Annotated in this window: 29 protein-coding genes; 16 read left to right on the forward strand and 13 right to left on the reverse strand. The window is 70.1% G+C overall.

Features of this window, described 5'->3' with window-relative positions:
• From F3S47_RS03755 to F3S47_RS03775, 5 genes are all read right to left on the reverse strand, one after another.
• Entirely contained in the window at positions 1-600 is a 600-nt protein-coding gene (locus F3S47_RS03755) for a sugar transferase (RefSeq protein ID WP_150443856.1), read from the reverse strand.
• Positions 597-1,418 (reverse strand): NAD-dependent epimerase/dehydratase family protein, encoded by an 822-nt coding sequence (locus F3S47_RS03760; RefSeq protein WP_191090066.1) that lies wholly within the window; start codon positions 1,416-1,418, stop codon positions 597-599. Before F3S47_RS03760 ends, F3S47_RS03755 begins: the two co-directional genes overlap by 4 nt.
• A gap of 59 nt (positions 1,419-1,477) precedes the next feature.
• On the reverse strand, positions 1,478-2,521 hold the full coding sequence (locus F3S47_RS03765; RefSeq protein ID WP_150443858.1) for a succinylglutamate desuccinylase/aspartoacylase family protein: 1,044 nt from the start codon (positions 2,519-2,521) through the stop codon (positions 1,478-1,480).
• 84 nt (positions 2,522-2,605) lie between these two features.
• A complete protein-coding gene (locus tag F3S47_RS03770) occupies positions 2,606-2,830 on the reverse strand; it encodes a DUF1150 family protein (RefSeq protein ID WP_150443859.1) in 225 nt (74 codons plus the stop codon).
• Positions 2,831-2,833: 3 nt separating this feature from the next.
• Entirely contained in the window at positions 2,834-3,247 is a 414-nt protein-coding gene (locus F3S47_RS03775) for an Hsp20 family protein (RefSeq protein ID WP_150443860.1), read from the reverse strand.
• Between the two features lie 155 nt (positions 3,248-3,402).
• On the opposite strand from F3S47_RS03775, the gene F3S47_RS03780 reads away from it, so the two are divergent.
• From F3S47_RS03780 to F3S47_RS03790, 3 genes are all read left to right on the forward strand, one after another.
• A complete protein-coding gene (locus tag F3S47_RS03780) occupies positions 3,403-3,624 on the forward strand; it encodes a YdcH family protein (RefSeq protein WP_150443861.1) in 222 nt (73 codons plus the stop codon).
• A gap of 67 nt (positions 3,625-3,691) precedes the next feature.
• Entirely contained in the window at positions 3,692-4,180 is a 489-nt protein-coding gene (purE, locus tag F3S47_RS03785) for a 5-(carboxyamino)imidazole ribonucleotide mutase (RefSeq protein ID WP_150443862.1), read from the forward strand.
• Entirely contained in the window at positions 4,173-5,243 is a 1,071-nt protein-coding gene (locus F3S47_RS03790; RefSeq protein ID WP_150443863.1) for a 5-(carboxyamino)imidazole ribonucleotide synthase, read from the forward strand. The genes purE and F3S47_RS03790 overlap by 8 nt, the downstream gene beginning before the upstream one ends.
• On the opposite strand, the gene F3S47_RS03795 is transcribed toward F3S47_RS03790, so the two are convergent.
• Positions 5,240-6,019, reverse strand: a complete 780-nt coding sequence (locus F3S47_RS03795; RefSeq protein WP_223877710.1) for an esterase/lipase family protein — start codon at positions 6,017-6,019, stop codon at positions 5,240-5,242. The two genes, F3S47_RS03790 and F3S47_RS03795, sit on opposite strands and share 4 nt — an antisense overlap.
• Before the next feature lie 127 nt (positions 6,020-6,146).
• Here F3S47_RS03795 and F3S47_RS03800 point away from each other — a divergent pair, with 127 nt between their 5' ends.
• Positions 6,147-6,590 (forward strand): NUDIX domain-containing protein, encoded by a 444-nt coding sequence (locus F3S47_RS03800; protein ID WP_150443864.1) that lies wholly within the window; start codon positions 6,147-6,149, stop codon positions 6,588-6,590.
• A 446-nt stretch (positions 6,591-7,036) separates the two neighbouring features.
• Here F3S47_RS03800 and F3S47_RS03805 read toward each other — a convergent pair whose 3' ends face one another.
• The 3 genes from F3S47_RS03805 to F3S47_RS03815 form a co-directional block, all read right to left on the reverse strand.
• The gene (locus F3S47_RS03805) at positions 7,037-7,873 is read right to left on the reverse strand and encodes a GGDEF domain-containing protein (RefSeq protein WP_150443865.1); all 837 of its coding nucleotides are present in this window, start codon (positions 7,871-7,873) and stop codon (positions 7,037-7,039) included.
• 125 nt (positions 7,874-7,998) lie between these two features.
• Positions 7,999-9,639 carry a chaperonin GroEL gene (groL, locus tag F3S47_RS03810; RefSeq protein ID WP_150443866.1) on the reverse strand — a complete coding sequence of 547 codons (1,641 nt, stop codon included), beginning with the start codon at positions 9,637-9,639 and terminating at the stop codon, positions 7,999-8,001.
• Between the two features lie 54 nt (positions 9,640-9,693).
• The gene (locus F3S47_RS03815; protein WP_150443867.1) at positions 9,694-10,005 is read right to left on the reverse strand and encodes a co-chaperone GroES; all 312 of its coding nucleotides are present in this window, start codon (positions 10,003-10,005) and stop codon (positions 9,694-9,696) included.
• A 505-nt stretch (positions 10,006-10,510) separates the two neighbouring features.
• Here F3S47_RS03815 and F3S47_RS03820 point away from each other — a divergent pair.
• Positions 10,511-10,795, forward strand: coding sequence for a hypothetical protein (locus F3S47_RS03820; RefSeq protein WP_150443868.1), 285 nt, complete (start codon positions 10,511-10,513; stop codon positions 10,793-10,795).
• An 85-nt stretch (positions 10,796-10,880) separates the two neighbouring features.
• Entirely contained in the window at positions 10,881-11,867 is a 987-nt protein-coding gene (locus F3S47_RS03825) for a TraB/GumN family protein (protein ID WP_150443869.1), read from the forward strand.
• A gap of 17 nt (positions 11,868-11,884) precedes the next feature.
• On the opposite strand, the gene F3S47_RS03830 is transcribed toward F3S47_RS03825, so the two are convergent.
• Positions 11,885-12,532: a DUF2161 domain-containing phosphodiesterase gene (locus F3S47_RS03830; RefSeq protein WP_150443870.1), complete on the reverse strand. Its 648-nt coding sequence runs from the start codon at positions 12,530-12,532 to the stop codon at positions 11,885-11,887.
• Positions 12,533-12,640: 108 nt separating this feature from the next.
• Between F3S47_RS03830 and F3S47_RS03835 the strand changes: the two genes are divergently transcribed.
• The 7 genes from F3S47_RS03835 to F3S47_RS03865 all read left to right on the forward strand — a co-directional run bounded on the left by F3S47_RS03835 (position 12,641) and on the right by F3S47_RS03865 (position 18,149).
• The gene (locus tag F3S47_RS03835; protein ID WP_150443871.1) at positions 12,641-13,561 is read left to right on the forward strand and encodes a manganese-dependent inorganic pyrophosphatase; all 921 of its coding nucleotides are present in this window, start codon (positions 12,641-12,643) and stop codon (positions 13,559-13,561) included.
• Between the two features lie 65 nt (positions 13,562-13,626).
• Positions 13,627-14,085: a VOC family protein gene (locus tag F3S47_RS03840; protein WP_150443872.1), complete on the forward strand. Its 459-nt coding sequence runs from the start codon at positions 13,627-13,629 to the stop codon at positions 14,083-14,085.
• A 61-nt stretch (positions 14,086-14,146) separates the two neighbouring features.
• Complete coding sequence (locus F3S47_RS03845) at positions 14,147-15,019, forward strand: TIGR01459 family HAD-type hydrolase (protein ID WP_150443873.1); 873 nt, start codon at positions 14,147-14,149, stop codon at positions 15,017-15,019.
• A gap of 94 nt (positions 15,020-15,113) precedes the next feature.
• A complete protein-coding gene (locus F3S47_RS03850; RefSeq protein ID WP_150444212.1) occupies positions 15,114-15,557 on the forward strand; it encodes a MaoC family dehydratase in 444 nt (147 codons plus the stop codon).
• Between the two features lie 98 nt (positions 15,558-15,655).
• On the forward strand, positions 15,656-16,594 hold the full coding sequence (locus F3S47_RS03855; RefSeq protein ID WP_150443874.1) for a bifunctional riboflavin kinase/FAD synthetase: 939 nt from the start codon (positions 15,656-15,658) through the stop codon (positions 16,592-16,594).
• Positions 16,587-17,090: a YcgN family cysteine cluster protein gene (locus F3S47_RS03860; RefSeq protein WP_150443875.1), complete on the forward strand. Its 504-nt coding sequence runs from the start codon at positions 16,587-16,589 to the stop codon at positions 17,088-17,090. Before F3S47_RS03855 ends, F3S47_RS03860 begins: the two co-directional genes overlap by 8 nt.
• The gene (locus F3S47_RS03865; RefSeq protein WP_150443876.1) at positions 17,091-18,149 is read left to right on the forward strand and encodes a threonine aldolase family protein; all 1,059 of its coding nucleotides are present in this window, start codon (positions 17,091-17,093) and stop codon (positions 18,147-18,149) included.
• Between the two features lie 188 nt (positions 18,150-18,337).
• Here F3S47_RS03865 and F3S47_RS03870 read toward each other — a convergent pair whose 3' ends face one another.
• On the reverse strand, positions 18,338-18,940 hold the full coding sequence (locus F3S47_RS03870; protein ID WP_150443877.1) for a 2-hydroxychromene-2-carboxylate isomerase: 603 nt from the start codon (positions 18,938-18,940) through the stop codon (positions 18,338-18,340).
• A gap of 94 nt (positions 18,941-19,034) precedes the next feature.
• Here F3S47_RS03870 and F3S47_RS03875 point away from each other — a divergent pair, with 94 nt between their 5' ends.
• From F3S47_RS03875 to F3S47_RS03885, 3 genes are all read left to right on the forward strand, one after another.
• A complete protein-coding gene (locus tag F3S47_RS03875) occupies positions 19,035-20,051 on the forward strand; it encodes a ribose-phosphate pyrophosphokinase (protein ID WP_150443878.1) in 1,017 nt (338 codons plus the stop codon).
• A gap of 74 nt (positions 20,052-20,125) precedes the next feature.
• Positions 20,126-20,656, forward strand: coding sequence for a dihydrofolate reductase family protein (locus F3S47_RS03880; protein WP_150443879.1), 531 nt, complete (start codon positions 20,126-20,128; stop codon positions 20,654-20,656).
• Positions 20,657-20,699: 43 nt separating this feature from the next.
• Positions 20,700-21,221, forward strand: coding sequence for a DUF6653 family protein (locus F3S47_RS03885; protein WP_150443880.1), 522 nt, complete (start codon positions 20,700-20,702; stop codon positions 21,219-21,221).
• 2 nt (positions 21,222-21,223) lie between these two features.
• On the opposite strand, the gene F3S47_RS03890 is transcribed toward F3S47_RS03885, so the two are convergent.
• A complete protein-coding gene (locus F3S47_RS03890) occupies positions 21,224-23,098 on the reverse strand; it encodes an ArnT family glycosyltransferase (protein WP_150443881.1) in 1,875 nt (624 codons plus the stop codon).
• Positions 23,095-24,045 (reverse strand): glycosyltransferase family 2 protein, encoded by a 951-nt coding sequence (locus F3S47_RS03895; RefSeq protein WP_150443882.1) that lies wholly within the window; start codon positions 24,043-24,045, stop codon positions 23,095-23,097. Before F3S47_RS03895 ends, F3S47_RS03890 begins: the two co-directional genes overlap by 4 nt.
• Positions 24,046-24,147 lie beyond the last annotated feature (102 nt).

Raw genomic sequence — 24,147 nt, forward strand, 5'->3', positions numbered from 1 at the left:
CTACTTCCGGGCGGCGGTCCGTCCCATCAGCACCAGATCGAAGCAGAACGACCGGTTCTCACGGTAGATCAGGTCGAGCCGCGCCTTCCGCGGAACGCAGGCCCGCGAATAGACGGCGTCGGTCTCCTCCGTCGTGCGGCAGCGCGACAGCAGCCATTCCTCGTGACCGTGGTACACCAGCGTCGCGAGCCCGGTGATGCCCGGGCGCGACTTCAGCACCTCGCGGTATAGATCGGGAAACCGCTCCACGTACTGACGGAGCGGCGGGCGGGGCCCGACGAAGCTGATGTCGCCCTTCAGCACGTTCCAGAGCTGCGGCAGTTCGTCTGCGCGTGTCCGCCGCAAGACGCGCCCGGTCCGCGTCACTCGCCCCGCCTTGTCGCCGCCCGAGACACCGCTGTCCTCGGCGACCACGCGCATGGTGCGGAACTTCACCAGCATGAAGCCCTCCTCCGGCGTTTTCATCCGCTCGGAGAGGTAGAAGACCGGCGCCCCGTCGCGCAGCCGGATCCAGAGCGCGATCCCGAGGATCACCGGCAAGAGCACCACGCCCAGCAGCAGCGCGAAGAAGATGTCGAAGAGGCGCTTGTCCCAGCTCATGCAGGTTCCTTGAGCCCTTCGCCCTCGGCGATCAAGGCGGCAGGCTCCGCCGCCCCCTCCGGCAGGTCCACGAGCGCGGCCAGCCGGGCACAGTCGAGCGTCACGTCCTGCACTGCCGTCGCGGGAGCGGGTCGCCACCGCCAGGGCTGGCGCGCGGCCTCGAGCAGCCCGGACATCGCCACCGGTCGCTGCAAGGCGACGTTGAGCACCGGCGGCAGAGGGTCGGGATGGCGGGCGAGCGCCACGAGGACGTCCGCAAGCGTGCGCGGTCCGATGTAGCTCCGCCGGGGCCCCTCGCCGTCATCGAAGCGGTCGAGCGTCACGGCGTTGCCCTCTCCCATGCGGCCCAGCAGCGCGTCGGCCCAGGCGACGTTGCCGATCCGAAGGCAGCAGGTCTCGACCTCGGCCCCCGCGACAGCCCGCTCCATCGCCAGCTTCGCCGCGCCGTAGTCGTTCACCGGCTTGCAGGGCGTCTCCTCCGACATCTGCGCCCCGGGACCGTAGACCGCCGAGGAGGAGGCCAGCAGCACCCGCCGCACGCCGCAGTGGCGCGCCATGGCTACCGCCGCTTCGCCCAGGTCGACATTCAGCCGCGCCCCCTCGCCGCTCCGCGTGACGCCCGCGAAGGCGAAGATCACCTCGGCCTGCACCGGCACGGCGGGGTCGAGCGGATCCCACTGCAGCAGGCCCTCGCCCGCCGCGCGCGATTGCGGCACCAGCCGCGCGCCCGGAGGCACCGCGCTCCAGTGGCGAAGGACCATCCGGCCAATGCGCCCGGTCGCTCCAAGAAAGAGCCAGGTTTCAGTGTTCGCGCTCATGATCACTCGCGGTGGTCGGCTTGGCGCCCTCATAGGCGATCCGGGGCCGAGGCGCACCGTCAGATGATCTCGTCTTCATCGAAGAGCGGATCGCGGACGTGGTGGCCCACGATCTCTTCGAGAGCCGCGCCCGCCCGGTCCGGGCGCGAAACCCGCGCGAGGTGGAATATCGCGTCGCCCTCGTTGACCACCGGCAGCACCGCGCGGCCGATCACGAGGCCGTCGAAGGGAGCGGTGATCTCTTCTTCGCGCTCACCGAAGGGATCGCTGACAGCGGCCATGAGCGTGCCCTTCTCCACCGCCTCGCCGTCGCCCTTGAAGGTGCGCAGCAGCCCGCCACGCGGCGCGCGGAGCCACTGGGTCTCGGTCGCGGCGAGCGGGACCTGCCGGGGGCGGCTGATGCCCTTCGCAGGCAGCATGCCCTTGTGGTGCAGCACCCGGAGGATGCCGGCGACGCCGGTCCGCACGGCGAGTTCGTCGAATCGCAGGCCCTCCCCGGCCTCGTAGAGCAGCATCTCCACCCCACGCTCCTGCGCCTCCGCCCGCAGAGAGCCCGCGCGAACGGGAGAGGTCAGCACCACCGGCGCACCGAAGACGCGCGCGAGGGTTGCGAGCTGGGGGTCGCCCGGCGTCACGCGAATCTGCGGGAGGTTGGTCCGGTGGATGGCCGCCGAATGCAGGTCGATGCCGAGATCGCACCGCAGCACGACCTCGGTCAGGAAGAGATTGGCCAGCCGCGCGGCAAGCGATCCGCCGGCGCTGCCGGGGAAGGAACGGTTCAGGTCGCGACGGTCCGGCAGGTAGCGGGAGCGGTTGAGGAAGCCGAAGGAATTGACGATCGGCACCACGAGCAGCGTCCCGCGCAGGCTCCGCAGGAGCGGGGAGCGCGAGAGCCGCCGGGCGATCTCCACGCCGATCACTTCGTCGCCGTGGACCGCGGCGCTCACGAAGACCTTGGGTCCCGGGCGGGCGCCGTGGATCACTTCGACGGAGAGGGTGACGGGGGTGTGGTCGGAAAGAACGGAGACCGGCAGGTCGACGACGCGCCGCTCACCCGGCGCGACGGTGGTTTCTCCGATCTCGAAAGGCGCTCGTCCGGCCAATGGTCCTGCCCCACTCATGAGTGAACGGGGCCAAGAACGTCACAGCCGGGCGCTCTGTGCAAGGCACCCGGCCGCCGCTTGATATCAGTGCACCGTGACCGGCGACATGTCGTGCTGGCGCGCCAGGACGAAGGCCAGGTCGCGGTCCGCCACGAGGGCGAGCTGCTGGCCGTCGCTGTCATGCACCGCGAAGAGCTGGTCCAGCCCCTCGGCCTTCTCCTGCACCTCTTCGGGCAGATCGGAGACGGCGACAGGCTTCACGTAGACCAGGCGATCTCCGAGCTGACCGAAATCGATCTTGGTATTCATCGCTCATTTCCTCCGGATCTGGATTGTCTGGACAACGCTTTCCGGCACCTGCCGGTTCAGATCGACGTGGAGCAGGCCGTTTTCGATCACCGCCTCGCCCACATCGACTCCGTCGGCCAGCACGAAGCTGCGCTGGAACTGCCGCGCCGCGATGCCGCGGTGCAGGAAGACGCGCCCCTCGCCGTCGTCGCGCTGGCGTCCGCGGATCACGAGCTGGTTGTCCTCGACAGTAATGGCGAGGTCCTTCTCGGAGAACCCGGCGACCGCGAGCGTGATGCGGTAGGATTGCTCGGAGGTCTGTTCGATGTTGTAGGGGGGATAGCCGTCGTTGCCCGACTTCGCCGTGCGCTCCACCAGGCGTTCGAGCTCTTCGAAGCCCAGCAGGAACGGGTGCGCCCCGAGGGTGAGTTTCGTCATCGCGACATGTCCTTTGTCAAAGCGACTGTCCTGATGTGGCCCCGTTCTGGCGGCCACGCCCGAAATATGGGGAGACGCTACGGCGCCTGCAAGTCTCCGGGCTAGCCTGACGGCCTGCGCGGCGTTATCTTGCAGCGGTCAGAGGAGACCGCCCCATGAATACCTCCGCCCGGATGGAGCAGCTCGAGGTGCTGCGCGTGGAACTCGAGGTTCTGCGGCAGGAGCACCGTGACCTCGACGCCGCGATCCGCGCGCTCGAGGATCGGGGGCCTGCGGGCGATATCCTGACGATCCGACGGCTGAAGAAGCAGAAGCTGGGGCTCAAGGACCGGATCGCGGTGCTCGAGGACCGGATCTTTCCCGACATAATCGCCTGAGCCGGGCCGCTTGCACGCGGGCCGCGCGTTCCTATAGTGCGCCCTTCCCGGGGGACAGGAGGGCGCGATGGCCGAGCCGAAAGTGGGAATCGTCATGGGCAGCCAGTCCGACTGGCCGACCATGAAGGAGGCGGCGCGCATCCTGGACGAGCTCGGCGTGCCCTACGAGGCGCGCATCGTCTCGGCCCACCGCACGCCCGACCGGCTCTGGTCCTACGGCAAGGAGGCTGCCGGGCGCGGGCTCATGGCCATCGTCGCGGGCGCGGGAGGCGCGGCGCACCTGCCGGGCATGCTCGCCTCCAAGACCCGGGTGCCGGTGATCGGCGTGCCGGTGCAGACCAAGGCCCTCGGCGGTCTCGATTCGCTCTATTCCATCGTCCAGATGCCACGCGGCTTCCCGGTCGCCACCATGGCCATCGGCGCAGCGGGCGCGGTGAACGGCGGGTTGATGGCGGCGCAGATCGTGGCGCTTTCGGACCCCGGGCTGGCCGGGCGGATCGACGGCTGGCGTGACGATCTCTCGGCCTCGATCCCCGAGGAGCCCCGCGATGAATGAGGCCCTGCCCCCCGGATCGGTCATCGGTATCCTGGGAGGCGGGCAGCTGGGCCGGATGCTCGCGCTCGCCGCAGCCCGGCTGGGCCTCTCATGCCACATCTACGATCCCGCGCCCGCGCCGCCGGCCGCGCAGGTCGCGGCGGCCTGCACCACGGCGGACTGGGAGGATGCCGAAGCGCTGGAGGCCTTCGCCCGCGCCGTCGACGTGGTGACCTACGAGTTCGAGAACGTGCCCACGGCGGCGCTCGACCGGATCGAGGCGATCCGGCCGATCCGCCCGAACCGCCGCGCGCTGGCCACCTCCCAGGACCGGCTGACCGAGAAGGCCTTCCTTGAGGACTGCGGCCTTGCCGTGGCGCCGCACGCGGCGGTCTCGAGCCGCGATGAGCTGGGGGCGGCACTCGAGGAGATCGGCACGCCCTCGATCCTCAAGACGCGGCGGCTGGGCTACGACGGCAAGGGGCAGGCGCGGATCACCGATCCGGCGCGGGCGGACGCCGCCTGGGAGGCCGTGTCGGGAGCGCCCTCCGTGCTCGAAGGTTTCGTGGAGTTCGGCGCCGAGGTCTCGGTCATCGGGGCACGCGGGGTGGACGGACAGGTCGCCTGCTTCGATCCGGGCGTGAACCGGCACGAGGACGGCATCCTCCGGACGACGACGGTGCCCGCCGGGCTGCCTGTGGCCCTGCTCACCGATGCGGTGCTGCTGACGGGCAAGGTGCTGAACGCGCTCGACTACGTCGGCGTGATCGGGGTGGAGCTCTTCGTCACGCCGGGCGGGCTGGTCGTCAACGAATTCGCGCCGCGGGTGCACAACTCGGGCCACTGGACGCAGACCGGCTGCGCCATCTGCCAGTTCGAGCAGCATGTCAGGGCGATCTGCGGCTGGCCCCTGGGCGACGGCGCGCGGCATTCGGACGTGGTGATGGAGAACCTGATCGGCGCGGATGTCGACCGGGTGCCCGAGCTCGCCGCCTCCGGCGCCGCGCTGCATCTCTACGGCAAGGCCGAGGCGCGGCCCGGACGCAAGATGGGGCACGTCAACCGGATCACCGGCCCGGCCTAGCGCAGGAGCGCATCGCCGAAGGTCATCCCGTGATCGAAGCTCCCGTGCCGCAGGAAATGCAGCACCTCCGCGACGACGAGCGGATTGTTCATCAGGAAGGTATGGGTGACCGGCAGGACGATGTGGTCCGCCGCCCCTTCCAGACGCGTGGTCTCCACCGAGACCTTGCCGTCGTCGGGCCCCTCGATCACCTGGCTGTAGACGGGGTTGAGACTGCGGTTGCCGGCGATGATCCCCAGCTCGTAGTCCGGCGGCGGCAGCGAAGGGGCGAAGGCCCCCTCTTCCGTGCCGAGCTGCAGCCCGGCGGGGCCGTGGATCCATTCGAAGGCCTCGAGGTCGCCGAAGACGTCGACGAGCTCCGATCCGTGGTTCGGCGGGGCAAGCTGGACGACCCGGCCGAGCTCGATATCGGGGTCGCCCGCGAGCCAGGCGCGGGCGATGATTCCGCCCAGCGAATGGGTCACGAGGTGGATGCGCCGGTCGCCGCACTGCGCGGCCTGCTCCGGCAAGCGGCGGGTCAGCGTCTCGATCGGGGCCTCGGTCGAGGGATAGGCGTCGTTGATCACATGGTAGCCCGCGTTCCGCAGCGCGCCCTCCATGAGCAGCAGCGAAAACTCCGTCCGGGCGAGGCCGTGCAGCAGGATCACGCAGTCCTGCCGGGTCTCCGAGCTCTCGGCGCCGGCGGGGGCGGGGCCGAGGACGGTGCGCAGCACGATCAGCGCCACCAGGAGAACGGTGGCTGAAACGGCGATCAGGGTCGCTCGGAGCGCGCGCATTGGCCTGTCCTCGAGGGTCTGTCGTCAGATAAGGAGATCCCGCGGGCGGCGCAAAAGTTCCGTCAGGTCGCGGGCGGGCGACGGCCGGTGGTTGCACCGGGATTGGCGCCGCGCGAGACTCCGGTCCATGCGCCCGCCCATCCGTCTCGCCGTGCGCGCCGTGCTGCTGCACGAGGCGCGTCTGCTCCTGGTCAACGCCTACCCGGGGCGCGGCGACCTCTGGTGCGCGCCGGGCGGCGGGGCCGAGCCGCATGCCTCGCTGCCCGACAACCTCGCGCGCGAGGTGCACGAGGAGACGGGGCTGAGGATCGAGGTGGGCCTGCCCTGCCTGGTCAACGAGTTCCACGATCCCGATGGCGACTTCCACCAGGTCGACGTCTATTTCCGGTGCAGGCTTTCCGGGTCGCCCGAGCTGGTCGACTGGACCGACCCGGAGGGCGTGGTCCAGCGCCGGAGGTGGGTCACACGCGATGAGATCGGCGGGCTGCGGGTCAAGCCCGACAGCCTCGCCCATGTGGCCTGGGGCGGGAGCGAGCCGCATTACGATCCCCTCGAACCGATCGTGAGATAGCGGAGCGCCTTCGGCGCGCCGGATCTGCCCGGGCCCGCCCGGAGGCAGGCCCGGGCCGTGGGTCTCTTGGCGTCTCGCGCGCGCCGTGCCAGTCGTCGGGCGGGAGGCCCGGCGTCGGAGCCTCCGGCGGAGGTATTTGGGGCTAGATGAGGGAGAGGGGCGCGTAGATCCGGCCCAGGTCGCCTGTGGGGCGCCGGGGTCGGGGCCTTGCGGGCCGGTCTCTTCTTCTGCTCCCGGTCGGGTCGGGGAACGGTGTGGGCCGTGGAGGGACGTCACCCCCTCCAGGGTCGAATGCGCAAGGGACCCGCCCCGAAGGGCCGGCCGACCGCGATATGTCCACATGGCGCGGGGCTGTGAGGCCCGCGGATCGATCGCGGAGAGGTCTAGCGGCGAGAGGTTCACGTTTCCCTGCGGCATCGCGCGATGGGTGTTGCGGCGCGTTCCGGTCATGGGGGTTCCGCCCCCCTTGCACGATCAGCACCCTCCGCCTTGGCGCGGGCGAGCTCCGCCGCGGCGATCTCAAGCGCCTCTTCCAATGCCTCGCCGCCGGGATGCGAGGCGAGGCCGATGGAGGCTGTGAGGCCGGGGCCCTCTGACGGGGCGCAGTCCGCGATGCTTGCCCGCAATCCATCCGCGATCCGGCGGGCCACGCGGCGCGGCGCGCCGGGGAGAAAGACCAGGAGTTCGTCGCCGCCGATGCGGGCGAAGAGATCGTCCCGCCGCAGCAGGCGGCTGCCGGCCTGCACCACCTCGCGCAGGACGCGGTCGCCCTCGGCCATGCCGTGACGCGCGTTCACGCTGGCGAAGCCGTCGAGATCGACCAGGAGGAGCCAACCGGAGGGCGCGTCGCGCAGCAGCCGCTCCGCCCCGCGGCGGTTGAGGGCGCCGGTCAGCGGGTCGGTGTCGGCCTCTCGCCGGGGCTGGTCGAGGCTGCGCTGGGCGCGGGCGATGAGGCGGTTGGCGTGGACCATCAACGCCCCGATCTCGTCTCCATGGCCCTCCGGCAGGACCCGCATCTGGCCTGTGCGCCCCCAGCGGTCCAGCGCCCGCGCCACCTGGAACACCGGGTCGAGCAGGGCGCGGAGGCCGGTGAGGGCGAGCACGAGCCCGGCGCAGCAGCCCGAGACGGTGACGGTGAGCAGCGTGGCGTCGAGACTGCCCTGCCGCAGGGCATGGGCCAGGAGACCGAGGACCGGGAGGGCGAAGCCGGCGCAGACCACAGCGGAGATCTTCGCTAGGTAGCTGTCTGGAAAGAGGCGCGCGAGCGCGGCGTAGAGAGGCATCACCCGGGCTCCGGTCCGTGCGGGGCGGGATAGCCGGGGGAGCTTAACACCGGGTTGACCGGCACGAAAAAGGGGCGCCCGGAGGCGCCCCTTTCCCGCATCTCTGCGATGGGCAGAGCGGATGATTACATCATGCCGCCCATGCCGCCCATGTCGCCCATGCCGCCACCGGCGGGCTCGTCCTTCTTCGGCTTGTCGGCCACCATGGCTTCGGTGGTCACGAGCAGGCCGGCCACCGAGGCGGCGTCCTCGAGCGCGGTGCGGACCACCTTGGCGGGGTCGATGACACCGAACTTGAACATGTCGCCGTATTCCTCGGTCTGGGCGTTGAAGCCGAACTTGAGGTCGTCGCTTTCGCGGATCTTGCCCGCGACGACGGAGCCGTCGACACCGGCGTTCTCGGCGATCTGGCGCAGCGGGGCCTCGAGCGCACGGCGCACGATGGCGATACCGGCGTTCTGGTCGCTGTTCTCGCCCTCGAGACCGTCGAGCGCCTTGGCGCCCTGCACCAGGGAGACGCCGCCGCCGACGACGATGCCTTCCTGCACGGCCGCGCGGGTCGCGTTCAGGGCGTCATCGACGCGGTCCTTGCGCTCCTTCACCTCGACTTCGGTCATGCCGCCGACGCGGATCACCGCAACACCGCCGGCGAGCTTCGCCACGCGCTCCTGCAGCTTCTCCTTGTCGTAGTCGGAGGAGGTTTCCTCGATCTGGCCGCGGATCTGGCTGACCCGGGCTTCGATCTCGGCCTTGTCGCCGGCGCCGTCGACGATGGTGGTCTCGTCCTTGGTGATGGAGACCTTCTTGGCGGTGCCGAGCATGTCCATGGTGACATTCTCGAGCTTCATGCCGAGGTCCTCGGAGATCACCTGGCCGCCGGTCAGGATCGCGATGTCCTGCAGCATGGCCTTGCGGCGGTCACCGAAGCCCGGAGCCTTGACGGCGGCGATTTTGAGGCCACCGCGCAGCTTGTTCACCACGAGGGTGGCCAGGGCTTCGCCCTCGACGTCCTCGGCGATGATCAGAAGCGGCTTCTGGGACTGGATCACCTGCTCGAGAAGCGGAACCATCGGCTGCAGCGAGGAGAGCTTCTTCTCGTGCAGGAGGATCATGCAGTCGTCGAGCTCGGCGACCATCTTCTCGGTGTTGGTGGTGAAGTAGGGGGAGAGGTAGCCGCGGTCGAACTGCATGCCCTCGACGACCTCGACTTCGGTCTCGAGACCCTTGTTCTCCTCGACGGTGATGACACCCTCGTTGCCCACGCGCTGCATGGCGTCGGCGATCTGCTGGCCGATGGCCTTCTCGCCGTTGGCGGAGATGGTGCCGACCTGGGCGACCTCGTCGGAGTTCTCGACCTTGCGGGCGGCCGACTTGATGTGGTCGACGACCTTGGCGGTGGCCAGGTCGATGCCGCGCTTGAGGTCCATCGGGTTCATGCCGGCGGCCACGGCCTTGAGGCCGTCCTTGACGATGGCCTGGGCCAGAACGGTGGCGGTGGTGGTGCCGTCACCGGCCTCGTCGTTGGTGCGGGAAGCGACTTCCTTCACCATCTGGGCGCCCATGTTCTCGAACTTGTCCTCGAGTTCGATCTCCTTGGCGACCGAGACACCGTCCTTGGTGATGCGCGGCGCGCCGAAGGACTTCTCGAGGACCACGTTGCGGCCCTTGGGGCCGAGCGTCACCTTCACCGCGTCGGCGAGGATGTTGACGCCCTTGAGCATCTTGTTGCGAGCTTCGGTTTCGAAGCGAACGTCTTTCGCAGCCATGTTTCGACTAGCTCCTGACTATTATTGATTTCGGAAAGGCTGTGGTGGCGCCGATCAGGCGGCCTGCGCGGCCTTGGCGTCGTCGATGATGCCGAGGATATCGCTTTCCTTCATGATCAGCAGCTCTTCGCCGTCGATCGTGACCTCGGTGCCGGACCACTTGCCGAAGAGGATGCGGTCGTTGGCGGAGACGGACATCGGGATCAGTTCGCCGGATTCCTTGCGCGCGCCCTCACCCACGGAGACGACGACACCCTCCTGGGGCTTTTCCTTGGCGCTGTCGGGGATGATGAGCCCGCCCTTGGTCTTCTCGTCGGACTCGACGCGGCGGACCAGGACCCGGTCGTGCAGCGGTTTGAAAGCCATCTTGTGAGCTCCCTCAGATGTTGAACGGTTAGCACTCACATCGGGCGAGTGCTAATGGCGCCGAGATAGGGAAGGCTCACGGGGCTGTCAACGGGAGAGGGGCGCAAAATTTGCGGCCTCTGAAACCGGGAACGGCGTCGACCGATGTCCCGCCGGGAACCCTTGGTATTAAGGGCGATCCCGCCTCTGCGGCCTCCGGCGAGGCGCACCTCTGTCCGGCATGTGGCCCCCATCCCGTCCGGGTGCAACCGGGTCACTGGAATTTCGCCCGCGAGGGGCCGCCCGGGCCAACCGTGCCCTCCGGGCCACGGTGCGACAGGGCGTCGCAATTTGGCTTGTGCGACTCGGCCGACGCGACTAAGGAGCCCCCACGTAACCTGTAGCGACAGGGGAGGGCACTTCATGCTTTGGATCAGCGCACGCGGCTAGGGCCGCCATTCCAGACTGACCGCGCCGGGCGGACGACGCCTCGCGCATGCCGAACTCCCAAATCGACAGGTGCCCCATGCATCCCCCGTTCTTCGTGGCCGCCGAGCCGGCGCGCCCGACCCGTTCCGGACCCCGACCGGCCCGCTCCGTGACCCGCCGCGGCTCGTCCGAGCGGCTGACTTTCGCCCTGCCGCCCGAGGCCGACCCGCCGCCGCGGCCGCTGGAGCCTCCGGTCTCGCTGGCCGCGCTCGCCCGCAGCGCCCCGCCGCGCCGTGCGCGGACGCCGGACCTGCGCGAGCGGATCGGCCGCTGGCTGATCCGCCTCGGCGAGCGCATCGCAGATCCCGCCCGCCCCGCCTGAGGGGCGGGCGGCCCTCCGCCTTGAGACCTGCGCCGCCGGGACCTAGGTTCCCCGCGACCGACGCCGCCTGACCGGAGCGAGTCCCATGCGCCTCTTCCCCCTTCTCGGCCTTCTGGGCCTTCTCGCCGGGCCAGCCGCCGCTGTCTGCGACGGTCCCAGCTTCGCCGACGAGATGACCGAGGCCGAGCGCCAGGCCGCCGCGGCCGAGGCCGAGGCCATGCCCTATTCCGAGGGCCTGTTCTGGGAGGCGACGCGCGGCGACCGCAGGATCACCCTGGTGGGCACCATGCACGCCTGGGACCCGCGCCTGACACCCATGCTCGATTCCGTGCGTCCGGCGATCGAGGAGGCCGACCTGCTGATGGTCGAGGTCACCCCCGAGGAGGAGGCCCGGATGCAGGAGGCCCTCGCCGAGGATCCCTCGCGCATCCTGGTGACCGAGGGTCCGACCCTGCCCGAGCGCCTCTCGGAGGAGACCTGGCACAGCCTCGTCGAGGCCGCGCGGGCGCGGCAGGTGCCCGGCTTCATGGCCGCGCGGATGAAGCCCTGGTACCTCACGCTCACCCTCGCTACCCCGCCCTGCGCGATGACCGACCTGATGGCCGGGCGCGAGGGGCTGGACCGGATGATCCTGGATGCCGCCGAGGAGGCGGGCCTTCCTGCGGAGAGCCTGGAGCCCTGGGAGACCGTGCTGGACGTCTTCTCCTCCGCCCCGGAGGACGAGCAGATGGAGATGCTGCGCCTGGCCGCCGGACCGCCGGACCTTCAGACACGCGGCTTCGTCGCCATGCTCGAGAGCTACTTCGCCGAGGAGACCGGGCGGGCCTGGGCGGATTCGCGCTTTGCCGCCTACCGCACGCCGGGGCTCAGCCGCGAGCGGGCCGACGAGATCTTCGAGCTCACGGCGGAGGACCTGCTCCACACCCGCAACCGCGCCTGGATCGCGCGGCTGGAGGAGACGGAGGCCGAGCACATCCTGCTTGCCGCTGGCGCGCTGCACCTGCCGGGCAAGCAGGGCCTGCTCAACCTGCTGGCCGAGTCCGGGTGGCTGGTGGAGCGCCGACCTTTCTGAGCGCCCCCCCCCCCGGCCTAGTCCGTGCCCCAGTCGGCAAGGCCGCGCCGTCCGGCGTCCGTCAGCCCGTAGACCCCCCGCTCCACGCGCTCGAACCAGCCGTAGTAATTGTCCGCCATGATCCGCCGTGCCTGCGGGACCTCGGCGAGCGCGGCCACACGCGCCGCGCGCAGCGGCCCTTCGCCGGCCAGCACGCGTGCGCAGGCCAGCGCGTCCTGCCGGTATCCCGTGACGAGCCCGTGCCGCGTGGCGCCGCCCGCGTTCGGATCGCCGCGCAGACGCTCGAAGGCGCGCAGCAGGCGCGCGGCCCGGGCGGGCGAACGGCGGGGCTGGAATGGTCCCGGGTCGCAATGGACCTCGACCCGCCCGTCCCGGGGCCGCACGGTCATCACGCCGAGCCCCAGCCGGCGGGCAAGGCCCAGGTTGCGCTTCAGCGCCGCCGCCCCGGGCCGCGCCACGCAGAGGTAGACGGCCTCGACCGCCGCCTGCCGCGCGATGCCCTGGTGAAAGAGCGCGAGGGAGAAGCCGCGCTTGAGCTCGACGACGACGGGAGGGTCGTTCGCGCGGACCGCCATGACGTCCGCCGCGCCCACCTCGCCCTTCACCTCGTAGCCCTGCCCCTTCAGGTAGGCCTTGACCGGGGGATAGAGATCGCTCTCACGCATGGCGCCGGAGACTGCCCGCCCGGCCCGCTCGCGGCAACGGGTGACATCGCCGTGAGCCCCTCCTATAAGGCGCGCGATCCGACTTTCCCCAAGCCACAGGGTGACCCAATGACGACGCTCGTTTTCGGCCACAAGGCCCCCGACACCGACTCGACCGGCAGCCCCCTGATCTGGGCCTGGTACCTCTCCGAGGTTCGCGGCGAGCCCGCCGAGGCCCGCCTGCTGGGCGAGCCCAACACCGAGGCCGCCTTCGTCGCCGAGCGCTGGGGCTTCCAGGCCCCCTCCGTGATCGAGGACGTGGAGCCCGGCACGCCGGTGGTCGTCGTCGACACCAACAACCCCGCCGAATTGCCCGAGGGCATCAACTCGGCCGACATCCGCTCGATCATCGACCACCACAAGCTGACCGGCGGGCTCGAGACCAAGGGCCCGATCGACATCACGATCCGCCCGCTGGCCTGCACCGCGACCATCATGCACCAACTGATGGGTCCGAAGGCCTCCGAGATGCCCGAGGGGATCAAGGGGCTCATGCTCTCCTGCATTCTCTCCGACACGCTGGAGTTCCGTTCGCCCACCACGACCGACGTGGACCGGGCGCTTGCCGAGAGCCTCGCCTCGGACCTCGACCTGAACATCGCCGACTACGCCACCGAGATGTTCGCCGCGAAGTCCGATGTCTCGGCCTTCTCGGACGCCGAGCTGCTGCGGATGGACAGCAAGGAGTACGAGGTCGACGGCAAGAAATTCCGCGTTTCCGTGCTGGAGACCACCGCGCCGGCCCAGGTCCTCGACCGCAAGGAGGGGCTGGTCTCCGCGATGGACACCGTCGCCAAGGAAGACGGCGTCGACCAGGTCCTGCTCTTCGTCGTCGACATCCTGCGCGAAGAGGCGACGATGCTCGTCCCCAACGACCTGACCAAGGGCGTGGCGGAGAAGAGCTTCGACACCACGGTCGAGGGCGACACCGTGGTCCTGCCGGGCGTGATGAGCCGCAAGAAGCAGATCATCCCGAACCTCAAGGTCTGATCGCCCCCGCGCCCTCGGGCGCGATTCGTGCTAGCCTTGCGGCCGTATCCCGTTGGAGCGGCCGCATGGCGGACCTCGTACCCCACCTCTGGTTCGACGACGACGCCCTCGACGCCGTCGAATTCTACACCTCCCTCCTGCCCGACAGCCGGATCGTGAACGTGGCCAACGCGCCCGACGAGGGCGGCGTCCTCGTGGTGACCTTCATCCTGCAGGGCCAGCCCTATGCCGCGCTGAACGGGGGGCCGCGGTTCCCGCATACCGAGGCCTTCTCGCTCGCGCTCACCTGCGACGACCAAGAGGAGACCGACCGCTACTGGACCGCCCTGACCGCCGACGGCGGGTCCGAGCACATGTGCGGCTGGTGCCGGGACCGCTTCGGCGTGCACTGGCAGGTCGTGCCACGCCGCCTTCACGCCCTGCTCGCCGATCCGGACCCCGGCCGGGCGCGGCGGGCGATGGAGGCGATGCTCACGATGCGGCGGATCGACGTCGCCGCTCTGGAGGCCGCCGCCGCCGGCTGAGCCCGATTGCGCTGCGCCCCGGGTTCCGGCAAGAGCGGGCCGGAGCACCGCAGGAGGCCGCATGACCCGGATCATCGAGAAGTTCGCCGCGATCGCCGGGCAGTACGACGTGGCTTTCGTCGACCTCTGGGGCTGCATGCACAACGGCGTCAGGGCCTTCCCGGAGGCGGTGGCGGCGATGCGGGCCTTCCGCGAGGCGGGGGGCAAGGTGATCCTTGTGACCAACGCCCCGCGTCCGCGCGGTCCGGTCGAGGCGCAGATCGCATCGCTGGGTATCCCCGAGGATAGCTGGGACGCGGTCGCGACCTCCGGCGACAGCGCCCGGACGGCGATGTTCGAGGGGGCGGTGGGCCGCAAGGTCTGGTTCATCGGCGAGCAGACCGACATGTCCTTCTTCGAGCCGCTGCACCTCCTGTCCGACCCGGTCGAGATCACCCGCGTGCCGCTGGACGAGGCGGAGGGCATCGTCTGTTGCGGCCCCGAGGACCGCTTCGCCGACCCCGAGATCTACCGGACCCAGTTCATCCCGGCTCGCGACCGCGGCCTGAAGCTGCTCTGCGCCAACCCCGACATGGTCGTCGACCGCGGCGAGACGCGCGAATGGTGCGCCGGGGCGCTCGCGTCGATCTACACCGAGATCGGCGGCACCAGCCTCTACTTCGGCAAGCCGCACCCGCCGATCTACGACCTCGCCCGCCGCCGCTACGCCCAGTTGCCCGGCGCGCTGGAGGATCCCCGGGTCATCGCCATCGGCGACGGCATCCTGACGGATATCCTCGGCGCGCAGCAGGAGGACATCGATTCGCTCTTCATCACCGGCGGTCTCGCCGCGAGGGAGACCAAGACGGACCGCCAGCCCGACGCGGAGGCGCTGGAGGCCTATGTCACGGGCCAGCAGGTGACGCCGACCTACGCGATCGGGTTCTTGCGCTAGTCGCGCCGCGGCGATTGACTTTCCGCGCCCGCGAAGTAACTTTATTTCTCAGCAGACGCCCATTGAGACCGAAAGTTACATGGTGGAGCACGACATGCTCGACAACCTGCCCCGCGGCACGATCTGCATCGAGGACATCGAGATCGGCATGGTGCGCTCGCTGTCCAAGACGGTGACCGACCGCGACATCGAGCTCTTCGCGGAGGTCTCCACGGACCGGAACCCGGTGCACCTGGATGACTCCTACGCCCGGGACACGATCTTCGAGGGACGTATCGCGCACGGGATGCTGACGGCGGGGCTCGTCTCCGCGGTGATCGGCGAGCAGCTGCCGGGGCACGGGACGGTCTACCTCGGGCAGAGCCTCAAGTTCCTCGGGCCGGTCCGGCCCGGCGACCGGGTGACGGCGGAGGTCGAGGTCACGGCCATCGACCACGCCCGCCGCAGGGTCACGCTCGACACCCGATGCGCGGTGGACGGCAAGCCGGTGCTCAAGGGCGAGGCGACGGTTCTCGCGCCCTCCGCGAAGTTCGACTGAGCGAGCTTGCCGGGGTCACGCCGCGTTGGCCCGCTGCCCTGCCACCGACCTGCGGCGGCCGCCTTGCGCCTGCCCCGTGGCCGCTTTACCTGCGCTGCATGCGCATCGTCCGTGACAGCCTGCCCCCGGAGAGCGCCGCCCGCGGCGCCGCGGCGGCGATCGGAAACTTCGACGGCGTGCACCTCGGGCACCGCGCGGTGATCGACACCGCCCGCGACGTGGCCCGGGAAAGCGGCGCGCCGCTGGGCGTGCTGACCTTCGAGCCGCATCCGCGCGAGGTCTTCGCCCCCGACTCGCCGCCCTTCCGCCTGATGAACGCCGAGGCGCGCGCGAACCGGCTGGAGAAGATCGGCGTGGACGTGCTCTACGAGATGCCCTTCACCCGCGACCTGGCGCAGTTGACGCCCGAGGCCTTCGCCCGCGACGTGCTGGCGGGGCAGCTGGGCCTGTCGCACGCGGTGGTGGGTGAGGATTTCCTCTTTGGCAAGGACCGGGCCGGCACCGCCGAGGGGCTGGGCGAGCTCGGCACGCGCTTCGGCTTCGGCGTCACCGTCGCGCCGCTGCTGGAGCTTAAGGCGGGTCGCGTCTCCTCCACCGCGATCCGGACGGCACTGACAGAGGGCCGCCCGCGAGACGCTGCGGCGATGCTCGGGCACTGGCACCGGATCGAGGGCGAGGTGATCCGCGGCGACCAGCGCGGCCGCGACCTGGGCTACCCCACCGCCAACCTCGACATCACCGGTCTGCACCCGCCGCGCTTCGGCGTCTACGCGGTGCGGGTCGACGTCCGCACCGGGCCGCACCAGGGCACCTACGACGGCGCGGCTTCCATCGGCATCCGGCCGACCTTCGGCGTCAACGCCCCGAACTGCGAGAGCTTCCTCTTCGACTTCTCCGGCGATCTCTACGGCGCCCATGTTTCGGTGGCGCTGGTGGATTTCCTGCGGCCCGAGCTCGCCTTCGACGGCGTGGACCCGCTCATCGCCCAGATGGACAAGGACTGCGCCCAGGCGCGCGAGGTGCTGGCCCATGTCTGACCGCCGCCTCCGCGCCACCGGCGCCCAGGCCAACGACCCGATCCCGCGCGACGGGGTGCGCGAGGGCTACTGGCGGGACACGCCGCTCTCGAAGATGAGCGACCGCGAGTGGGAAGCGCTCTGCGACGGCTGCGGCAAGTGCTGCCTCAACAAGCTCGAGGACTCCGAGACCGGCGAGGTCGCCCTGACACGCGTCGCCTGCAAGCTCTTCGACGACGGGACCTGCCGCTGCAGCAGCTATCCCACCCGTCACCGCTACGTCCCCGAGTGCATTCAGCTCACGGCGGAGTCGATTCCCGAACATCTCTACTGGCTCCCCCAGACCTGCGCCTACCGGCTGGTCCACGAGGGGCGCGATCTTCACTACTGGCATCCCCTGGTCTCCGGCACGCCCGAGACGGTCCATGACGCCGGCGTCTCGGCGCGCGGGCTGACCGTCTCGGAGCTCGTGGTTCCCGAAGAGGACTGGGAGGATCACATCATCGAGGAACCCTGAGTGCACTTCGCTTCCGACAACGCCGGCCCCGCCCATCCCGCCATTCTCGAGGCCCTGACCGCGGCCAACGAGGGCTACCTCATGGGCTACGGCAACGACGACATCACCCGTGGCGTGCAGGACCGGATCCGCGAGATCTTCGAGGCCCCGCGCGCGGCCGTGCATCTCGTCTCCACAGGCACCGCCGCCAACGCGCTCCTGCTCGCGACGCTCTCCCAACCTTGGGAGACGGTGTTCTGCACCCAGGTCAGCCACATCTCCGACGACGAGGCCAATGCAGTCGAGGCGGCCTCCGGCGGGGCCTCGCTGACCCACGTTCCCCACAGCCACGCCAAGATGACGCCCGAGGCGCTGGCCGAGACCATCGAGAGCCGCGGCCGCATGGTGCATTCGCCCCAGCGCGGGCCCGTCTCGATCACCTCGGTCACCGAGCGCGGGACGATCTACTCCACCGAGGAGCTCTCCGCCCTGACAGACGTGGCCAAGGCCTACGGCCTGCCCGTGCACCTCGACGGCGCGCGCTTTGCCAATGCCTTGGTGGCGCTCGGCTGCACGCCCGCCGAGATGACCTGGAAGGCCGGCATCGACGCGGTGAGCTTCGGCGGCACCAAGAACGGCTGTCTCGCGGTCGAGGCCTGCATCCTATTCGACCCGGACAAGAGCCGCGAGCTGGAGATGCGCCGCAAGCGGGCCGGGCATCTCTTTTCCAAGCACCGGACGCTGGCGGGGCAGATGCAGGGCTATCTTGCCGACGACCTCTGGCTGGGGCTCGCGGGCCGTGCCAACGGCGCCGCCGCCGCCCTGGCCGAGGGGATTCGCGCGCTGGGACTGGGCGAGAGCTTCGTCGCCGAGCCGCAGGCGAACATCCTCTACGTCCGCTGGCCGCGCCGGGTGCATGCCGCGCTGATCGAGGCCGGCGCGACCTACTACGTCACCGACGGCCCACTCGAGGGAGACCGCGAGGCGCAACTGACAGGGCGGCTGGTCTGCGACTGGTCGATGACCGAAGAGGCGGTCGAGACGTTCCTCGGCCACCTGCGCGGGGCGGTTCGGGGATAAGTGGCGGGTGGTGGCCGGGCTGAAGCCCGGCCTACGGATGGCTCTTCGCGGTCGCCAGGCGCGTCCGTTTCCCTTGACCGTCGGCCGGGCTTCAGCCCGGCGATCTCTCGCTACAGCCGGCCGAACTCCCCGCCTCCGCCAAGGTCGCGCCGTAGGCCGGGCTTCAGCCCGGCACCCCCGACAAAACCCTACAGCTCCCCCGCCAGGTGCCGGTCGAGATCGTCCAGCCGGTCGTGCCCCCAGAACCTCTGGTCCGTCTCCGCCACGATGTAGAAGGGCGAGCCGAAGGCGCCGCGGTTCACCGCCTCCTCGAGGTTCGCGGCATAGGTCTCGGCCCCGCTGAGCAGGCCCGAATCCGCGAGGCCGGGATCGAATCCCGCCGCCTCCAGGCAGCCCCGGACCACCGAATCCTCGGCGATGTTCTTCTCCTCCGCCCAGCACGCCCGCAGGATCCCGTAGCAGAGCGCGCCCATGTCGCCGCCACCGGCCGACTGGGCCGCGATGATCGCGTAGGAGGCGGGCGCGGCGTTCGTCGGCCAGTGCGCCGGCTTGAGGTTCAGCGGCAGGCCGGTCTTCTTTGATCCCCGCTCCAGCTCCTGCGCGCGGTACTCGTTCCGGCTCGGGTGGCGCTCCTTCGGCGGCACGCCCCCGGTGCGCCCGAAGAGCGCCAGGATATCGAGCGGCCGGTAGTCGATCTGGGCCCCGTGCCGCGCCGCGATCTCCTCCAGCCTTGTGCCCGCGAGGTAGGTGAAGGGCGAAATCGTGGAAAAGAAGTAGTCGATACGCGGCATTCAGCGCCCTCCCCCCGGTCAAAGCTTGCGCGAGCCTAGGTCTGTGCTACGCGGTGTCAACGTCATCTGGATGCCATCCGCCGAAGGACCGCCCATGCCTGCCATCGTCGAGCCGAAGCTCATCGCCGGGAACGCCAACATGCCGCTCGCCCGAGCGGTCGCGAGGCGGATGTCCATGCACAGGGGCATGTCGGTCGGGCTGGTCGACGCCCGTGTCGAGCGCTTCAACGACGGCGAAGTCTTCGTCGAGGTCTTCGAGAATGTCCGCGGCGAGGACATGTTCATCATCCAGCCGACCTCCCGGCCCGCCAACGACAACCTGATGGAGCTGCTGATCATCGCCGACGCGCTCCGCCGCAGCTCGGCCGCCCGGATCACCGCCGTCCTTCCCTACTTCGGCTACGCCCGTCAGGATCGCCGCACCAAGGCGCGCACCCCGATCTCGGCCAAGCTTGTCGCCAACCTGATCCACCAGGCGGGGATCGAGCGGGTGCTGACGATGGACCTGCATGCCGCCCAGATCCAGGGCTTCTTCGACCTGCCCGTGGACAACCTCTACGCCTCGCCAATCTTCGCCCTCGATATCCGCCACTACTTCGGCGACCTTTCCGATGTCATGGTGGTTTCGCCCGATGTCGGCGGCGTCGCCCGCGCCCGCGAACTGGCGACGCGGATCGACGCCCCGCTCTCCATCGTGGACAAGCGCCGCGAGAAGGCCGGCGAAGTGGCCGAGATGACCATCATCGGCGAGGTCGCGGGCAAGCGCTGCATCATCGTGGACGACATCTGCGACACCGCCGGAACGCTCTGCAAGGCCGCCGAGGTGCTGATGGAGAACGGCGCGACCGAGGTCCACGCCTACATTTCCCACGGCGTCCTTTCCGGCCCGGCGGTGGAGCGGATCGGCAAGTCGGTGATGAAGAGCCTCGTCATCACCGATTCGATCGAACCCGCCCCCGAGGTGAAGGCCTGCGACCGCATCCGCATCGTCCCCACCGCGCCGATCTTCGCCCAGGCGATCCTCAACATCTGGAACGGGACGAGCGTGTCGTCGCTCTTCGACCACCAGACCCTCGGGCCGATCTACGAGGGCATGTACAACGCCGCCTGAGCCGGCCCGCGCATGACGCTTGCCCTCCGGTGCGCCGGGGAGGACAGTGACGCATCCCGGTCCCGAGTGCGGCCATGGTCAGCGGACACGTCTTCATCGCCACGAGCCTCGATGGCTTCATCGCGCGCCCCGACGGGGCGCTCGACTGGCTGGAGGTCGAGGGCGCGACCGAGGATCACGGCTACGACGCCTTCATGGCGCGGATGGACGGCCTCGTCATGGGCCGCGCGACCTACGAGACCGTTCTGGGCTTCGGCGACTGGCCCTACAGCAAGCCGGTCGTCGTCCTCTCCCGCAGCCTGACGCCTGCCGACCTGCCGGCGTCCCTCGTCGACCGCGTCCGGATCTCCGCCGCCGCCCCGAGGGAGGTCATGGCCGAGCTCGCCACCGAGGGCTGGGCCCGCGCCTACGTCGACGGCGGCCGGGTCATCCAGTCCTTCCTGCGCGAGGGGCTGATCTCGGAGATCGTGATCACCCGCATCCCGGTCCTTCTCGGCGCGGGCCTCCCGCTCTTCGGGGCGCTCGACCACGACATACCGCTGCGGCACGCCGAGACCCGCAGCTTCGCGGGCGGGCTGGTCCAGAGCCGCTACGACCTGCCGTGACCCGAGGCTTGGCAGCATCGGGCCGCGGGGCCATCCTGGCCCCATGAGTGCACCCGATCTTTACCGCGCGGCCGAGCGGCTGATGGCCATGGACGACCGCGCATGGGCGCGCCATGCGAACCCGTGGTCGGTCTGGACCAGGGCCGCGACGCCGCTTCCGCTCCTCGCCCTCGCGATCTGGAGCCGCGTCTGGATCGGCTCATGGGCCTGGGCCGCGGTGGTCCTCGTCTGCCTCTGGATCCTCGTGAACCCCCGTCTCTTCCCGGCGCCGGACCGGCTCGACAGCTGGGCTGCCCGAGGCGTGATGGGCGAGCGCGTGCTCCTGCGCCACCGCGCGCGCATCGCTCCGCACCACCTGCGCGTGGCCCGACTGCTGAGCGGGGTCAGCGCGGTGGGCGTCCTGCCCTACGCATGGGGGCTCTGGCAGCTCGATCCCTGGGCGACGATCACTGGCATCGTACTGGTAGCCGGTAGCAAGCTCTGGTTCGTGGACCGCATGGCCTGGGTCTGGGAGGACTTCACCCGGTCCGGCGGCACGACGGAGGACCTCTCCGCGCCGGAGTGAGGTCAGGAGGCACCGCAGGTCACCCGGACAAGGGGCGGATCCATTTCGGTCGGTCCGTCCTCCAGCAGCGCGACGCGGCCGTCGAGTTCGGCGAACTGCGCCGCGAAGGCTTCGGGCATGAGGACGCGGTAGCCCTCGGCGCAGGCCGCCTCCACGAAGTCGAAATCGACCGCTCCATCGACCCGGCCGGGCATGGCGAGAAGACGGTCGGGATCGTCGATGGCCTCGGCATAGGCCTCTGCCGCGCCGTAGAAGACGACCGGACCGGCGATCCTCGACGCGGCCTCGGCATGCGCCGCCATGGCACCGCGTCGGGCTTGCGAGGCCCGGAGGTCCTGCAGCGCGAGGACTGTCGACACGCCCATCCCGGCCGCCACGGAGAAGAGCGCGGCGGAGGCCAGAGCGCGGCGCGGGACCAGTCCCGCGACGAGCGAGAGCAGGGCGATGACCCCGAGGAGATAGGTCGAGGCGACCTGGTGGAGCTGCGCCCCGCGATCCGGGGCGAGCAGCGGCCAGAGCGCGGCAAGTAAGAGCCCGGCGAGGGCCGCAAGAAAAGCCGGCCGCACGCCCTGCCCGGCCCGCTCCGCCAGCCGCAGGGTCAGCCAGGCGGCGAGGGCCGTCAGGACCGGAAGCGTCGGCAGAAGGTACCGCATGTTCGAGCCCAGCCCGCCGTGCCAGCTCCGCATCAGGAACGGCAGCGCCCAGAGAACTGCGACCAGCAGCACGATCACCACGCTGCGCCGCTTGTCCCGCCAGTCGAACCCGACCAGCAGGGCGAGACACCCGAGCCATGGGAGCGACTGGCCCAGCGCTTTCTTCGGGAAGCCCCAGAAGAGCAGAGTGCCGTCGGCCTGCGCCTGCATCCCCGGCCGGGGATCGGAGACCGCCGTCGCGTCGATCAGGATCGCGTGAATCCCGCTCAACAGCGCCCGCGGCGCGGAGGAGGCCGGCGAAAGAAGCAACACCACGACCCCGGCCGCCGCGGCGGCGAAAGCCAGGAGCCCGACCCGCCGCCCGCCTCCGCCGGTGAGACGCAGAACGACGAGCCCGCCGAGACCGAGCAGTAGCAGGACCCCGAGCCCGAGGTAGCTCGAGGCGTCGGTGCCTCCGCCCGAGGACCCGTAGGAGAGCGGGCTCCAGCCGCCGAACCGAGCCTGGTTGGACAGCGCCAGCAAGGCGGCCATCGGCAGGAGCCCCAGGGCGCCACCCATCAGGACAGCGATAGGGCGGACGGCGTAGAGGATCGTCGCCGCCGCTATGGCCGGCAGGACGAGGACGCCCTCGAGCCGGAAGAACAGGCCCGCCCCGACCGCGAGCCCGGACAGGACGGACGGCCACCAGGCCGAGCGCTCCCGGTCGAGCGCCCCGAGGAAAAGCCAAAGGGCAAGCGTGACCGAGAAGAGGCTGACAGAATGCGGCCAGTGACCCACGACGTATTCCGCCCAGAAGGTACAAGCCGCGAGCAGCAGGACCGAGAGATCCGCCACATCCCGCGACCCGAAGAGCCGCCGCGCGAGCGCATGGGCGGCGACGAGCGTCCCGACGCCGGCCGCGAGGTTCAGCGCGATGAGCCCCTTCGGCCCGAACAGGCCGATCAGCGGCGCCCCCGCGAGCGCCGTGCCGACGGGATACTGTGGCATGAGCCCCGAGGTGCCCTCGACCAGGAACCAGAGCCTCAGGTCGTCCGAGCCGAACTGCTCGTACCCGTTCTGGACGGCGAAGCCTCCCGTATCGCGCAGGGTCTGCGCGGAGAGGAAGTAGACCAGCTCGTCGATATTGAAGAAGCCGGGCGAGACGAAGGCCGCAAGCGCCACAAGTGCCGCCGACATCCCGAGGATGAGCGCCGCGCCGCGCCGCCCGAACGCGTGAGCCGTCATCGGCCCGCCCGGTCGAGCTCGGCCTTCAGCAGCCGGCTCCGGATGTCGGCCGAGAGCACCCGGTTCGCCGCGATCAGGTCGGCGACGAGGCCGCCCACGAAGACCACCGACCCTGCGGCGATGAGGGCCGCGCCGATCACGAGCGACTGGACGTGGCCGCTGCCTTCGCCCGTCGCGTAGAAGACGAGGAAACGGATGAAGGCCGCGATACCCGGCAGCATGATGATCGCCGCCAGCACAGCGAAGAACCTCAGTGGCCGGTAGAGCACCGCGATGCGCAGGATCGTCTTGGTCGATCTCAGGATGTACTGCGCCACCGACCTCATCAGCCGCGACTCCCGCGTCGGGCCGTTCACCTCGACCGGGACCGAGACCAGCGGGATGCCGAGCCGGCCGGCCTGGATCACCGTCTCCAGCGTGTAGGTGTAGCGGTCGAAGACGTAGAGCTGGGTGGCCGCGTCCCGGTGGATCGCCCGGAAGCCGCTCGGCGCGTCGTCCACGTCCGCCCCGCTCGCCCGGCGCACGACCCAACTGCCGAGGCGCTGCAGCGCCCGCTTGACCGGTGAGAAATGGGCGATGGTCGAGATCGGCCGCGCGCCCACGACGATCTGGGCCCGCCGCTCGAGGATCGGGGCCGTGAGTGCCGGGATGCAGGCGGCGCGGTACTGGTTGTCGCCATCGGTGTTGACGATCACGTCCGCCCCCGCCTTCAGCGCGGCCTCGAGCCCGGCCATGAAGGCGGCGGCAAGTCCCTGGTTGTGCGACTGCTGGACGATGTGATCCACGCCGTGGGCGCGCGCGAGCTCGACGGTGCGGTCGGTCGAGCCGTCATCGATCACGAGCCATTCCACGCTGTCGAATCCCGGGACTTCCCGCGGCAGGTCGGCGAGTGTCCCCGGCAGGGTCACTTCCTCGTTGTAGCAGGGAATCTGGATGACAAGCTTCATGGACCGGACCGGCTGACACGCGTTTCCCAGCCGGGTTCGCCCCGAAATCGGCCAACAGTAAGGCCGCGGCGGGGCGAATGGCTGGAAACCGTGAACAATGGA

The sequence above is a fragment of the Histidinibacterium aquaticum genome, assembly GCF_008710275.1.
GTDB classification, from domain to species: Bacteria; Pseudomonadota; Alphaproteobacteria; order Rhodobacterales; family Rhodobacteraceae; genus Oceanicola; species Oceanicola aquaticus.

Coding starts and splice junctions, on each gene's coding strand:
- F3S47_RS03755 (WP_150443856.1), bottom strand. CDS start 600: ATGAGCTGGGACAAGCGCCTCTTCGACATCTTCTTCGCGCTGCTGCTG.
- F3S47_RS03760 (WP_191090066.1), bottom strand. CDS start 1,418: ATGAGCGCGAACACTGAAACCTGGCTCTTTCTTGGAGCGACCGGGCGC.
- F3S47_RS03770 (WP_150443859.1), bottom strand. CDS start 2,830: ATGAATACCAAGATCGATTTCGGTCAGCTCGGAGATCGCCTGGTCTAC.
- F3S47_RS03775 (WP_150443860.1), bottom strand. CDS start 3,247: ATGACGAAACTCACCCTCGGGGCGCACCCGTTCCTGCTGGGCTTCGAA.
- F3S47_RS03780 (WP_150443861.1), top strand. CDS start 3,403: ATGAATACCTCCGCCCGGATGGAGCAGCTCGAGGTGCTGCGCGTGGAA.
- purE (WP_150443862.1), top strand. CDS start 3,692: ATGGCCGAGCCGAAAGTGGGAATCGTCATGGGCAGCCAGTCCGACTGG.
- F3S47_RS03790 (WP_150443863.1), top strand. CDS start 4,173: ATGAATGAGGCCCTGCCCCCCGGATCGGTCATCGGTATCCTGGGAGGC.
- F3S47_RS03795 (WP_223877710.1), bottom strand. CDS start 6,019: ATGCGCGCGCTCCGAGCGACCCTGATCGCCGTTTCAGCCACCGTTCTC.
- F3S47_RS03800 (WP_150443864.1), top strand. CDS start 6,147: ATGCGCCCGCCCATCCGTCTCGCCGTGCGCGCCGTGCTGCTGCACGAG.
- F3S47_RS03805 (WP_150443865.1), bottom strand. CDS start 7,873: ATGCCTCTCTACGCCGCGCTCGCGCGCCTCTTTCCAGACAGCTACCTA.
- groL (WP_150443866.1), bottom strand. CDS start 9,639: ATGGCTGCGAAAGACGTTCGCTTCGAAACCGAAGCTCGCAACAAGATG.
- F3S47_RS03815 (WP_150443867.1), bottom strand. CDS start 10,005: ATGGCTTTCAAACCGCTGCACGACCGGGTCCTGGTCCGCCGCGTCGAG.
- F3S47_RS03820 (WP_150443868.1), top strand. CDS start 10,511: ATGCATCCCCCGTTCTTCGTGGCCGCCGAGCCGGCGCGCCCGACCCGT.
- F3S47_RS03825 (WP_150443869.1), top strand. CDS start 10,881: ATGCGCCTCTTCCCCCTTCTCGGCCTTCTGGGCCTTCTCGCCGGGCCA.
- F3S47_RS03830 (WP_150443870.1), bottom strand. CDS start 12,532: ATGCGTGAGAGCGATCTCTATCCCCCGGTCAAGGCCTACCTGAAGGGG.
- F3S47_RS03835 (WP_150443871.1), top strand. CDS start 12,641: ATGACGACGCTCGTTTTCGGCCACAAGGCCCCCGACACCGACTCGACC.
- F3S47_RS03840 (WP_150443872.1), top strand. CDS start 13,627: ATGGCGGACCTCGTACCCCACCTCTGGTTCGACGACGACGCCCTCGAC.
- F3S47_RS03845 (WP_150443873.1), top strand. CDS start 14,147: ATGACCCGGATCATCGAGAAGTTCGCCGCGATCGCCGGGCAGTACGAC.
- F3S47_RS03850 (WP_150444212.1), top strand. CDS start 15,114: ATGCTCGACAACCTGCCCCGCGGCACGATCTGCATCGAGGACATCGAG.
- F3S47_RS03855 (WP_150443874.1), top strand. CDS start 15,656: ATGCGCATCGTCCGTGACAGCCTGCCCCCGGAGAGCGCCGCCCGCGGC.
- F3S47_RS03860 (WP_150443875.1), top strand. CDS start 16,587: ATGTCTGACCGCCGCCTCCGCGCCACCGGCGCCCAGGCCAACGACCCG.
- F3S47_RS03870 (WP_150443877.1), bottom strand. CDS start 18,940: ATGCCGCGTATCGACTACTTCTTTTCCACGATTTCGCCCTTCACCTAC.
- F3S47_RS03875 (WP_150443878.1), top strand. CDS start 19,035: ATGCCTGCCATCGTCGAGCCGAAGCTCATCGCCGGGAACGCCAACATG.
- F3S47_RS03880 (WP_150443879.1), top strand. CDS start 20,126: ATGGTCAGCGGACACGTCTTCATCGCCACGAGCCTCGATGGCTTCATC.
- F3S47_RS03885 (WP_150443880.1), top strand. CDS start 20,700: ATGAGTGCACCCGATCTTTACCGCGCGGCCGAGCGGCTGATGGCCATG.
- F3S47_RS03890 (WP_150443881.1), bottom strand. CDS start 23,098: ATGACGGCTCACGCGTTCGGGCGGCGCGGCGCGGCGCTCATCCTCGGG.
- F3S47_RS03895 (WP_150443882.1), bottom strand. CDS start 24,045: ATGAAGCTTGTCATCCAGATTCCCTGCTACAACGAGGAAGTGACCCTG.